The organism is Candidatus Nitrosotalea okcheonensis (assembly GCF_900177045.1).
GTDB lineage: Archaea > Thermoproteota > Nitrososphaeria > Nitrososphaerales > Nitrosopumilaceae > Nitrosotalea > Nitrosotalea okcheonensis.
The window spans coordinates 1811506-1824071 of sequence record NZ_LT841358.1; the positions used below are offsets into that span (position 1 = coordinate 1811506).

A 12566-nucleotide genomic window follows, 5' to 3' on the forward strand; every position below is an offset into this window, starting at 1 on the left:
AAGTTCCGATCTCAATTTATTAGTTGATGAAATCAAATATCGAAGAGGCCCTAGAGCTATTATCTAAAAACTGGAAAATTGAACCGGTAATTCAAGATTTTATTTTGGGCAAAAAAACAAATGTTTCAGATTTCCAGATAAAAGTTAACGGCGTAATTTTTCATATTCCTTATTTGACAGATGAAGACGGTTATGTCTTGTGGAAATGCTATTGGCCTGACTGTCATAATTGCTGTAATAGACAGGGACGATTACCACTTACAAGCAGCGATCTGATAATAATAAGTAAAAATCTAAAATATGACAAAGTATCGGATTTTGTAAAGAAAGAGACTAACATAGCCACATGGGAAGAAAAAGGACCTGCGGGAAACTCTGTGGTAATGACCATGATTAATCTAAAACGTAAAGATGATGAAAAAGAGACAGATGATGGGACTCATATCAAGTGCAGATTTCTTGATGAAAGAGGCTACTGTGGACTTCATCCCTCTAGACCGGGAGTATGCTATCTGTATCCATTTTCATCATGGCTTGAAAATGAAAAAGGAAAAGCTCGGGTCCATGCTACATTTCAGTTCACAGGTGATTGTCCAGGATTTTATTTTGCAAAATCCCACGACGCAATGAAAGATGTTCTGTTAGAGTATTCCAAAATGATCTATGACTATACCATGAACTCAAACAGAACAACAAGAGAAAATTTTGGCTATGTAAGTATGTAACTCTAGGCCTTTGCTACTTTCATCATGTCTGTCATCTTGATTTCCATTCCAAATCTTTTCTCATTTCTCTTCATGTATCTATAAATCGATAACATGTCTACAAAATTTTTCATGATGCCGAACTTGCTTTCCATTTTGTTTCTTACAAATGATAAAACCTTTGAATAGATTGCAAATTTTTCAAGAACCATTTGTCTGTATCTCTCATTGTTACCCAAAGTATCCACAAAAATGTCTCCGCATGTCATACTTGGAATTATTCCCTCTCCAAGCAGTGGGTACACTGTACCAATGGATTCGCCTACTCCGACTACCTTTCCATGGTAAAATGGCTCACAAAGGTCTGGGGTGGCAAGACGTATTGGTCTTCCAACAGTCTTTAGGATCTTTCCCCCATATTTATTCAAGAATGCATTGGTTTCTACAATGTGATTTCTATTTTTATCTCCTGCACCAATATGGGCAATTTTATCTCCTAGTGGAAAATACCAGAAATATCCGCTAATCGAGGAAAATGGTTTGAGATAAAAATCGTCAAAAGGCACTCCATTTTCATATTCTACCTTGTATTGATATGTTGGCAGATGAAAGTCTTTTTCAAGTCTTGGAAGATATGATCTATGAAAACCTGTGGAATCCACAATTATGTCAAATTCTGATTCTAGATCTTGTAATTTTGGCACAGTACCATGATGTACCTTGCATCCCTTTGCCATGTCTTTTATCAATCCAATCTTGTTGTATGTACAAAGTCCCTTGAGCTTGATTTGAAATCTTTCTAAACCCATGTCCACATACATTTGCTTTCCATCATGTATTACATAATCGCTAAAATCAAGTCCGGCCTTTTTTGCAAATTCCTCCATTGGTGCCTTTGATGTACCCCAAGCACATATGGAATCATGATTTTCTTGTGTAGATCTCTCAAAACCTACTACCTCGTGTTGATTTTTCAATCTTGCAAGCAGATATGCTCCGGCAACTCCTATGCCAACTATAGCTATTTTCAAACAATCTTATACGAAAAATTACCTAATAAAAACATGTGGCAATTACTATTCAATTAAGATGGCAGGTTTGTATGGTCTTGCTGTTCTTGATTTATTTTTTGGATCATACTTGTCTTGATCTGATTCAGAAAATATTTGCGATGTAATTCCAAATTCTGCTTGCACAAGTGAATCAAGTTCTAAGAGAATTTTTTTTTCATCAATAAGACCGATCTTGTTCTTTGATTCTCTTTCTTCTTGTGATTCTGATAATATGTCATTGACTGTTTTTTTCACAAAATCAGGATCTTTTTTTATCTCTTCTGTTTCCTTGTCTGCAATAAGAGATTTTATAAGAAAACCTATGTTGACCTCACCTGCTACCACGCTGGACAAAATTTTCTGGTATGCCTTTACTTTCCATTGGGCCGACGTGTATATTGTTATTTTATTTGGAATAATTTTCGTGACCTTGATTATGTTTTTTATGTCATCAACTGTATTTTTTAACAGGTTTTCCGATTGAATTGATCCCAAGTCAATCACATCCTCATGATATGTTGGCCATGCAGACTTTGATACAATACCTGTATTTCCAAGTCTAGACCACATCTCTTCTGATGCATATGGCGCAAAGGGTGACATCATTGCTATTCTCGTAGAAAATATGTCGTGCAAGATTCCGGCAAAATTATCACGTTTTTTTGCCAAAGCTCGTTTGATATACCACTGAAGATCTGATTCAAAATCATAGAGAATAAAGTGTAATGCTTCTCTCAGTCTCATTTTTTGTATTGAAGATGTTGCTTTAAGAATTAACTGCTCGGTCTTGCTTTTTATCCACTTGTCCTCTTGTTCAAGTTTTACATTGTGAGAGGCTCTATATCTTGAACACTCCTCTAACATGCTCTCTAATTTGTTTTTTATTCCCTTTACTGCATCTTGGTTGAAATCTGCATCCTGTAGCAACTCTGCAGAAATCAAAATTGTAAGCCTGATTGAATCAGCACCATGTTTTCTTATGGCGTCTCTTAATGGAATTATGTTTCCCTCTGATTTGGACATTTTCTTTCCGTCCATGAGGACTGATCCATTAACTACAATCTCTTCAGGCCAGTATTCTCTTGGAAATATTGCTATATGATTGAAGATGAAAAATGTTAGATGATTTGGAACTAGATCTCTTCCAGAATGTCTTGCATTTACTGGATAAAAATATTGAAACTCTTTTTTTATTCTTTCCAAAAGATCAGGTGCTATTTTACATTGAGATGATGTGTCCTCTAATCTCCCCTTGCTCAAAAATATATAATCAAAAAAAGTATCTGATACATTTTCTGGAACGATTTCCTTGTTGTTGACATATTTTGCTATGGTGTAATATGCCATGTAAATTACGGAATCAGAAAGACTTTCTATTATCCAGTTTTTATCCCATGGTAATTTTGTTCCCAATCCATGCTGTCTTGCACATGCTCTCTCTCTGAGCCAATCTACTACATTGTTGAATTCATTTCTAATCTCTTCTGGGAGAATCTTCATCTCATTTATCCATGCGTGTACTTTTGTCTTCCATTCCGGATCTGAATAGTTGAGAAACCATTGGTTGCTGAGAATCTTTACTACGCATTCTGCACCACATCTGCATCTTATGGGAATCTCGTTTAACTCGTATAGGATATCTGCATTTTTTTCTTGCAACAGCCATTTTTTTACTTCGTCCTTTGCCTCTACAACTGTCTTGCTTGCAAACTTCCCAGTGTTCTGCTTTAATCTGCCACCGTAAAACTCCTTTGAGTATATTTCCTTGGTAGCCTCTTCTAATTTTGAACTATTTTGATTTTCAATTTGGAATTTGGTTATGACATCCAACGCAGGAATTTGGCTGTAACCTTCTGTTTCAATTATTGATATTGCCTTGACATTTTGAATGCCTGATATGTTGGGATACTTCATAATCTCTTTTTTGAGATCTTCAAGGGCCTGATAATCAAAAGGGGCATGTGCAGGAACAGACATTACAATACCAGTACCATTCCCACTTTTGACAAAACTTGCTGGCAACATCAAAACCTGATCGTCTCTTTCAGGAACTCTGACTTGTTTTCCAACCAGTTCCTTGCCTGATATCTTCCCTAGTCTTGTTATTGTTTTATTATGAAACTCTAACTTTCTTGCACATTCGCTAGTTACTATCCATTGCTCGTCATCAACCTGTATTATTTCATAAACAAACTCTGGATTTATCCAGATATTTGTTACACCAAAAATAGTCTCAGGTCGTAATGTTGCAGTGGGAATGATGTACTTGTCATATCTGAATTTGATAATTGTATATTCTGTAAAACTTGGTTCTACATCACCTTGTGTGTCATGCTGAGATACTGGATTCTGATCCTTTGGACACCATCCTACTGGATGAGTGCCCTGAATTATGAGATTTTTTTCTTTTAGTTTTCTAAACTGCCACTCGATAAACTTGTTGTATACTGGATCTATTGTAGTAAATTCTCTTCTCCAGTCTATAGAATATCCCATCTCAATCATCCCTGTCTTTATCTCTTGATGAAAATAATCTGCAATCTTCACTGGTTCCGTAAATTCTCTTATTTTGTCGTCTGGTACCTTGTACAAAGTGCGAAACGTTTCCAGTAGTTTCATGTCATTATCTTGAACCCTTCTGGCCATGCCCAAAATTGGCGTTCCAGTGTAATGAAATCCCATTGGAAATAATACGTTGTAACCTAACATGCGCATGAACCTGGCATGTACATCTGCTAGTGTGTATGTTCTTCCATGTCCCACATGCTGAGGGGAGTTGGGATAAGGATATGCCACTGTAACGAAGAATTTTTTGTTACTATTTGGATCAGCCTCAAAGTATTTTTCTTCATCCCACCTATGTCTCCATTTTTCTTCAAGTGATACCCAGTCCATCTGTTATCGTTCTCCAAGAATTGATTTTTCTATGGTTAACAAGGCATCTTTTATCTTTGATAGGTCTTTTCCTCCTCCCTGACCAAATGCGTCTCTTCCACCGCCTGAACCTCCGAGTACTTTGGAAACTTCTTTTACTAAATCTCCTGCTTTCTTGATAGGAATGGCATCAGCACCAGAGAATGATATTATCTTGATTGATTCATTTTTTACTATGAACGCACAATAGATGAGAGATTTGTCTATCTTGGTTGCCATTTCTCCAACTGATATGTGGAATTCCTCATCGAGTTCTTCGTCTACTGTAGAGTACAACTTTATTTTTCCAATACTTTTTGCCTGAGAAATGGCCTCTCTCGCCGAAGCCTCAGATGTTCTTTTGATTATATGTCGCAATCTTTTTTTTGCATCATCAGAATCTTTCATTACATGTTCAAATGATTCTAACATCTTTTCTTTACTTGAGCCAAGGGATTTTACTATGTGTGAAATTTTTTGGTCTTGATTTTGGGTGTACTTGAGTGCTGACTTGCTGGATACAAATTCTAATCTGACTACCCCATCCTGAATTCTCTCGGCTTTTGTGATTTTTATTAATCCAATCTCTCCAGTTTTTTGTACATGTGTTCCACCACATGCTTCCACATCGAATCCCTCTATGTTCACAATTCGTACTAATTTTACTGGCACTACTCCTCCCTGATAAATTCTAAAACCATATTCTTGTTCTGCCTCGCCTCTCTCAAACTGGTTGATCAAAACTGGAATGTTTTTTCTTATGGTAGTGTTTGCAAGATCCTCTATTTTCATTATCTCGTCTTCTGTGAGGTTTGAATGATGGGTGATGTCAAGTCTTGCATATTCCACATCCTTGAAAGCAGAATGCTGCCAGATCCAAGAGCCCAGAATATTTCTTGCAGACGCATTTAGTACGTGAGTACTTGTGTGATTTCGTGTTATTCCATATCTTCTAGCTGAATCGATTTTACAACTTGCAACTATACCTTCTTTTGGTACCTCTCCTTCTCTGACCTCATGTAATACAACATTTCCATGCTTGCTTACATCTATCACATCAAACTCTTCGATTTTTCCATGATCTGGCTCTTGACCTCCACCTCTTGCATAAAATGATGTCTTGTCAAGTATGACAAATTTGTTTTTTATTATTTTGAGTACTTTGGCCTTGAACTCGTGTGGATCATCTTTGTAATATAGTAAATCTGTATCAGGTATTCCCTCCAGGTCTAGTTCTTCTTTCTTCTCTGTCTTCTCTGACTGGTGCAAATCTGATAGTCTTTCGTAAAATGTAGAGGGAATTTCCTGTATTATATGAGATTCTTTGAGAAAGTCTGGAGTTATACCATCTGATTCATACAGGCGGATGAGATCATCCACTGATAATTTCTTGTTTTGTGTCTTGAATGTAGTTGCCATGTTTTTCATTCTGACTTTTGACTCGTTGTAACGATTCTTCTCTATCTCGATTATTGTTTTTACATCATTACGAGTTTGTTCAAGTTCTGGATATGTAGATTTTAGATAATCTATGTGAAGATCAATTAGATTGTTAAGGTCAAAATTCCAGCCAAATCTATCAATAGTTGCCAACGTCCTTCTGAGAATCATCCTCAAGTTGTAGCCACCTCCCACATTGCTTGGTAATGCACCATCAGAAATTGCAAAGACCAGCGTTCTCAAGTGATCTGCTATCATGTAGATCCCTTCAAGTGGAGAAATTATTTTATCTTGTTTTGTTTCATCCAACCCTGCAATTTTTGCAGCCATCTTTCTGACTATGGCAATATCGTTTGATTCTGAGAGGGCCTTTGCCACTGACATGAAATATTTGGATATTGTGCCAGAATCTATGTCGATACCTATCTTGGTTATCATATGTTTTGTTATGGGTCCAAAACAGCAATCATAAGCAGTAGGGGTTCCCATTGTAATCCATGCAAACCTCTCAAGACCGGCACCCATGTCTATGATCTTTTGATCCAATACGGAATAATTGGTCAGATCGCCTTGAAATTCCGTGAATACTGCATTGCCAAGTTCTAATCCTCTTACAAAGTACTCAAGTGATGATCCAAAGGATCCTCCACCGGCCCACACATCTTCTACAAACACTATCTCCTTTTTGTTGATTCCAAATCTTTCTGTAAGTAATTTGAAATCAAGCTCCACGCATTTATCCTTCCAATATCCTTGTGAGTTTGGTATGCTATGTTGTCCTATCATACAAAAACTGGAAAAATGTCTACCGGTTACTCCTACATTTTCAATGTCTTTGAATCTAAGACAAGTTTGTGGAACAATCAGTGGGTTGGCAGGAAATTCAAAGACAACTTTGGAACCCATTACTCTTTGAAAGTCCACAATGGATGCAATTGTAAAATAAAGATCATCCCGCCATCTGCAAACTACTGGATATCTCCCAACTGATTTGTGATTATTTTGTACAAAAAACGATTCTACTTCCTTCCATGCTTGCGTATAATCAAATCTCTTGTTTGTAGGAGGGTCTCCAATAAACGAATAACTGTTTTCTATATGATCAGGACACATGCTAATATTGTCATCCAAAGTCCAGAAAAACCTGCGACACTTGATACATGATTTCCTCCTAAATCCTTCATTTTCAAATAATGCGACCTTGTAGTATCTGTCTGGATCAGTAGAAAACTTTGAAAGGATCTGGTCCTTGTCCATTTCACAATTTTTCCTTCTGACTGATATTAAGCATTCTGAAGCAACACATTAAATATGATTTACTAGGAAAGTTTCTCATGTTTACAAAAAAAGGTTGGAAGGAAGGAGACCATGTATTTGCATCACAGCCAAATGGCGAACATAGGGATATTGTTATAGGAATTGTAACTGGAGTAGAGAATTCCAACATTGGAGTTAATGGTATGATAATAAATCCTGTAGGGCTGAAGAATAAAGTATCTCAAGGAAAAGCTGGACCTCAATCGTTAGAACTTTTGAAGAATCCCGATCCAAAAGAATGCATATTTGCTTTGATCTACAGGGTAGAACACAATAATTTTACTGGAGTTTTTGATATCACCACTGATCATGTTGAAAAAATACACAAAAACATTCACAATATTATTTCTGGCTGGGTTAGAGAATCTATACCTGAATTGATTAACAACGTACTCTCTCTGCCAGATGGTGTAGAAAAGGAGCAAGCAAAGCGAATCTTAAAACAAAGAATGGATACACTTTATGACAAGGACTTGAAGAAATACATGTATTCTATTTGTCGAGGTCTTAAAATCTTAAACTAGAGAAATCATTTTAGATTTATTTTTTACATGCCTCCATAGTTTTATATTATGCCTCTTGCAAAATTTGTTTACAATGGAATACGTATACGCTGCGTTGCTTTTGCACAAACAAAAGAAGGAAATCAACGAAGCAAATATTGCTAATGTTGTCAAGGCTTCAGGTGCTGAAGTTAATGAGGCACAAGTAAAGGCACTTGTTGCTGCACTCGCAGATGTAAACATTGAGGAAGCAATAAAGGCTGCCCCAGTAGCAGTTGCTGCACCTGCAGCACCATCAGGTGGAGGCGCATCGGAAGCAAAGAAAGAGGCTGATCTGCCATCTGCAAAGACAGAAGAACAGGCAATGGAAGGTCTTTCTGCACTATTTGGTTAAAACTGTAAATCTATTCCCTTTTTTGTAATCTCTTAAACGTTATTTACTATAGTTCTGGTTACTTTGTTATTTGACTGAACTATCATCTCCAATTCAAACTATTGTGTTGATATTGGATTTGTTTGGAACGATGGCTTTTGCAGTTACTGGGGCATTCAAGGCAATTGAACACAAAGCAGACATTGTAGGAATTATAATTCTTGCAACTATCACTGGTGTAGCTGGAGGTACTATGAGGGACATAATACTTGGACATTTTCCACCCCATTCTATATCTGATCCAAATTATGTGATAATTACTACTGTTACTGGCATTGTCATATTCTTTCTTTATCCTAGAATGCAAAAACACTGGAATTTGTTTTTAAAATTCGATGCTCTCGGATTGGGTGTCTTTACTGCCATCGGGGCAACTCTGGCATATCAATTGTTTGGGATGAATTTTCTAGCGATGGCCATGGCTGGAATGATAACTGCAGTAGGTGGGGGAATCTTGAGGGATATGTTTGTAAATGAAGTACCTATGGTTTTTGTCAAAGAACTGTATGCATCAGCAAGTTTTCTAGGCGTTGTTGTTTTTTACATTCTTCTAATAGTCCAACTTCAAATAGAAGTGGCAACAGTCGGCTCAATACTAGTTACAACAATACTGCGATTGGTTGCCATGAAATACAACTGGAATCTGCCCAAAGTACGCTAAAATATTATCTTGCTAATTTATTGAGGACTGTAACCCTTTAGTTTGCCTGATAATGATTTTGCCTGTCCATGTGCTCTTTGTATTGTTGCATCCTTGGTATCATCAGTAAGGAAGCCTGCTTCTATCGCAAGTGATCTTGCCTGTTGAGCAGCCTTTGCAAGTATCATGTTGACGTTTTCTTTAGTTACGTATCCTATCGCTATGGATAGTGATAATGCTTCTTGGTGTGCCTTGGCAAATGCAGCCCTGTATTGTTCTACATCTACTGTCAATTCTTCTTGATTGTAAATTACCTTGTCTTCCAAAGCCGAGTTTAGTACTATGCCTGCCTCTACCGCCTTGACATCTAGTTTGCTCAGCAGGGTAGCTAATTTTCCGGATATGGTATCGCCTTTCTTTGCTGCTATAGAGTCTTTTGTTATCCAAACAGTTCCTTGATCAATCTTGGTTGATACTCCCGCTTCTTTAAAATCAGTAAGAATTGGTCCTGGGGTAATTCCAGTGTTGCCAGCTTTGATGACTACATCTATGCTTGCCTTGTCTCCTCCTCTTGCTGCCATCATTATTTTATTTTTACCAAGTAAAATGTTCAGTTTGATTGGGCTCATGTTTGTAAACATCAATACACATTGTCCCACTAGATTTGCCGCAAGTTTTTCAATTCCAGGAATCTTTAGTGTAGAAAGTGATTTCTGTGCAACCTTGTCTTTGATACTTACAATTTCTACTTCACCTTTGAATTTTTTTCTTAACGGCAATAATTGCGAAGATCTTACCTTTTCCATCCTTACAAGTGCTATGACTTTGTACTTGCTTGGTAGTTCTTGTAACTGTTGATACATCTGAGCTTTCTTTTGAGGATATTTTGTTCTATTCTGGTGCATGTTACTTCGTTCCTGGTTGGATTGGTTTGATGATCTTTCCCATGCTGGTCTTGATCATTATTTTCTTGATGTTCTTATCACCACTAGGTAATTTCTTTTCGATTGTACCAATTACTGCGTTAGCATTTGCAACTAGATCTTCATCAGACATTGTCTCATCGCCTATCTTGCATGCCAAAGAAAGAGAATTTTTCAGTCTAACTCTTATTGAAGATCTAAATCTTTCCAATATCGACTCTATTGGAGCATTGAACGGAAGTGGTGTTGGCATCTTTCCTCTAGGACCCATGAATTGACCCAGAGTCTTACCAACGTTTGCCATTACTGAAGTGTCTGCAAGGAAAAAGTCATAACCATTGATTAGTTTACGAGACTCTCTTTTGTTTGATCCCATCTGTGATACTTGTGTACTGTCTACTACCAAGTCTGCATTGGCACTCTTTGCTTTTACACCAAGATCTCCTGACGCAATAACGCATATTGAAGATGACTGGTTCATTTTTTTTGGTAACTGAACTGTCTCATTTATCGCAAATCCTTTCTTTACATCAATATCTCTGAAAACCATGATTAGCTCTACTGCCTGCTTGAATTTTCTCTCCTTTGTGCTCTTTTTGGCATCGGTTATCATTTGAGCTATCTGGGACTCGGTAATCATTACGAAAGCATTCTGATTTGCCTATTTAAAATCCTTTAGCGACAAAATCCCTCGAGAATTACACGACTAGGAAAATTTCTTATGGTGATGCTAGCCTTGAAATAAGAATACTTTTGGAAAAGTAACTTACATTTATTAAATAGTAATAAAAACAAGTCGCAAAGTTGCACAAATTCGATGAATTAGATATGAAAATAATTACCGAGCTTAGCAGAGATGGTAACACGTCAGTTCCAAATCTTTCAAAAAAACTCGGTGTCAACACGTCAGTTCTCTATAGCAGAGTAAAACGACTTGTCAAGAAAAAACTAATCAAGAAATTCACAATTGTAGTTGACGAGTCTCTGATAGGCATTGGAGTGAGGGCAACTATGGGTATTAACCGGGATCCAAAGTTGAAAGATCAGATTCACAAGGCATTGTTGAAAACTCCTGAAATAGTTGTAATATCTGAAGTAACTGGAAGATTTGATATATTGTTGACTCTGAGAGCGCGGAACCTTGAGGAATTACATACTGTGGCTATAGAAAAGATAGGAAAAATTGACGGAATACAAAATACGGAAACTTTTGTTGAGTTACAGAAGACCGATAAAGATCCAATCTATTCCATGACTGGATAATTACTTGAATTTGTCGTCCCATTTGCCCGATTCTAGATCGGCTGTTGCTTCTTTTGGATTCTTGCCGCTTATCTTGATTCCTAGTGCAAGACATGTTCCGATTATTTCTTTTGATGCTGATTTTATATTAAGTGCATATGACGAATCTATTTTCAATTTGGCAACCTTGACAACTGCATCTGGTGAAATATCTCCTACCCATGTAGCACCAGAAGTTCCTGATCCTTTCTGAATACCAGCTTCTTTTAAAATTAGGGCTGCTGCCGATGGAATTCCAACCTCTACAGTCCATTTCTTTGTTCCTTTGTCGACATTAACTGTGACAGGTACCTTCATTCCTTCAAAATCTTTAGTCTTCTCATTTATGGCAGTGACTATTTGTAAAATGTTTACACCAAGAGGTCCCAATGTTGGACCCAAAGGAGGACCTGCACTGGCCTGGCCTCCTGTTACTAGTGCAGAAACGGTTTGTATGTCTGCCATATTTTTTCTTCCCTCTTAAATGTAAATTTAATCCTTGCTAATAAGGACACCAAGTTATCATGGCATGTCATAATTGTCACGAATTTCTTAAGAAATTATCTTTTTGGTCACACAATGAAAGTAATCGATGTATTCTGATAAAACTTGGCAGTACCCTAATGCGTTGATGGTTTTAGATAATTCGCATCTACTGTAACTGGCAATTGGTAAGGTGCATCAAGTAAAATCACTGTAGCTTCTTCCTTGTCGTGATCTACTCGTGTGACTGTGGCCTTCATGCCTTTGAACGGACCGCCAATAATCTCTACTACTTGATCCACAACCAATTCTGAAACAGTGGATTTCTTTACAAGATAACCTTCTATGTCCTTGAATGTCAATTCTCCTCTCAGTTGACCTCTAATATGTCTGATTCCTTGTAGTGCATCAAATGCTGCATTTGCATCTATGGCTTCCACCACTACATACCCTTTGAGGTTCTCTAACAAAAGAACTGATTGTATGTTAAGTTTTTTTAATTTAATTCTGTTTTCCAATAGGCCCATGACAACCTTTTCTTGACCTCCGGTGGTCCTAACAGCAAAAAAGTGTGATTTTGTCTCCTGAGCCATTCTATCTATGTCCTAAATTGATAACAGCAAATGTAAACTGAATTATGAATCCAATGGCTCCAAGTGTAGCCATTCCAAGAGATACCAGTCTCAAATGTTCCATGTAGTCTTCTTTATCTGACTTTCTGGCAAGTTTCATTGTATTGACCATGTCCTTGAGCATCTGCTTTGGGTTTATCTTTACCATTGGAGGACTTTTCCCAAAGTGTCCTTATAATTCTTATTTTGGAGGTTATGTCGGGTTATCAAGACCTGCCATAAATAATTAATACCGACTTTACAAT

General features: G+C 37.2%; 13 protein-coding genes. 5 read left to right on the plus strand and 8 right to left on the minus strand.

Translation table 11 applies throughout. The features are described 5' to 3' along the window. Window positions 1-23: 23 nt before the first annotated feature. Window positions 24-725, plus strand: a complete 702-nt coding sequence (locus BQ3481_RS10630; protein ID WP_157928232.1) for a YkgJ family cysteine cluster protein — start codon at window positions 24-26, stop codon at window positions 723-725. Between the two features lie 2 nt (window positions 726-727). Here BQ3481_RS10630 and BQ3481_RS10635 read toward each other — a convergent pair whose 3' ends face one another. The 3 genes from BQ3481_RS10635 to alaS are packed head-to-tail and all read right to left on the minus strand — an operon-like array spanning window position 728 to window position 7366. After that, window positions 728-1735 carry an NAD(P)/FAD-dependent oxidoreductase gene (locus BQ3481_RS10635; RefSeq protein ID WP_157928233.1) on the minus strand — a complete coding sequence of 336 codons (1008 nt, stop codon included), beginning with the start codon at window positions 1733-1735 and terminating at the stop codon, window positions 728-730. 45 nt (window positions 1736-1780) lie between these two features. Beyond that, window positions 1781-4651, minus strand: a complete 2871-nt coding sequence (gene leuS / locus BQ3481_RS10640) for a leucine--tRNA ligase (protein ID WP_157928234.1) — start codon at window positions 4649-4651, stop codon at window positions 1781-1783. A 3-nt stretch (window positions 4652-4654) separates the two neighbouring features. Beyond that, window positions 4655-7366 carry an alanine--tRNA ligase gene (alaS, locus tag BQ3481_RS10645; protein WP_157928235.1) on the minus strand — a complete coding sequence of 904 codons (2712 nt, stop codon included), beginning with the start codon at window positions 7364-7366 and terminating at the stop codon, window positions 4655-4657. A 77-nt stretch (window positions 7367-7443) separates the two neighbouring features. Between alaS and BQ3481_RS10650 the strand changes: the two genes are divergently transcribed. The 3 genes from BQ3481_RS10650 (at window position 7444) to BQ3481_RS10660 (ending at window position 9023) form a co-directional block, all read left to right on the plus strand. Continuing rightward, window positions 7444-7950 (plus strand): hypothetical protein, encoded by a 507-nt coding sequence (locus BQ3481_RS10650; protein WP_157928236.1) that lies wholly within the window; start codon window positions 7444-7446, stop codon window positions 7948-7950. Window positions 7951-8023: 73 nt separating this feature from the next. Then, window positions 8024-8323 (plus strand): 50S ribosomal protein P1, encoded by a 300-nt coding sequence (gene rpl12p / locus BQ3481_RS10655; RefSeq protein ID WP_148693225.1) that lies wholly within the window; start codon window positions 8024-8026, stop codon window positions 8321-8323. Between the two features lie 70 nt (window positions 8324-8393). After that, window positions 8394-9023: a trimeric intracellular cation channel family protein gene (locus tag BQ3481_RS10660; RefSeq protein ID WP_157928237.1), complete on the plus strand. Its 630-nt coding sequence runs from the start codon at window positions 8394-8396 to the stop codon at window positions 9021-9023. Between the two features lie 17 nt (window positions 9024-9040). Here BQ3481_RS10660 and rplJ read toward each other — a convergent pair whose 3' ends face one another. Beyond that, window positions 9041-9907, minus strand: a complete 867-nt coding sequence (rplJ, locus tag BQ3481_RS10665) for a 50S ribosomal protein L10 (RefSeq protein WP_157928238.1) — start codon at window positions 9905-9907, stop codon at window positions 9041-9043. Between the two features lies 1 nt (window position 9908). Then, complete coding sequence (locus tag BQ3481_RS10670) at window positions 9909-10565, minus strand: 50S ribosomal protein L1 (protein WP_157928239.1); 657 nt, start codon at window positions 10563-10565, stop codon at window positions 9909-9911. 188 nt (window positions 10566-10753) lie between these two features. Here BQ3481_RS10670 and BQ3481_RS10675 point away from each other — a divergent pair, with 188 nt between their 5' ends. Beyond that, window positions 10754-11188, plus strand: coding sequence for an Lrp/AsnC family transcriptional regulator (locus tag BQ3481_RS10675; RefSeq protein ID WP_173848127.1), 435 nt, complete (start codon window positions 10754-10756; stop codon window positions 11186-11188). On the opposite strand, the gene BQ3481_RS10680 is transcribed toward BQ3481_RS10675, so the two are convergent. The 3 genes from BQ3481_RS10680 to BQ3481_RS10690 all read right to left on the minus strand — a co-directional run bounded on the left by BQ3481_RS10680 (window position 11189) and on the right by BQ3481_RS10690 (window position 12469). After that, complete coding sequence (locus BQ3481_RS10680; RefSeq protein ID WP_157928241.1) at window positions 11189-11671, minus strand: 50S ribosomal protein L11; 483 nt, start codon at window positions 11669-11671, stop codon at window positions 11189-11191. Window positions 11672-11826: 155 nt separating this feature from the next. Next, window positions 11827-12282, minus strand: a complete 456-nt coding sequence (locus BQ3481_RS10685) for a transcription elongation factor Spt5 (RefSeq protein WP_148693231.1) — start codon at window positions 12280-12282, stop codon at window positions 11827-11829. A 1-nt stretch (window position 12283) separates the two neighbouring features. After that, entirely contained in the window at window positions 12284-12469 is a 186-nt protein-coding gene (locus BQ3481_RS10690) for a SecE/sec61-gamma family protein translocase subunit (protein ID WP_231911799.1), read from the minus strand. Between the last annotated feature and the right edge of the window lie 97 nt (window positions 12470-12566).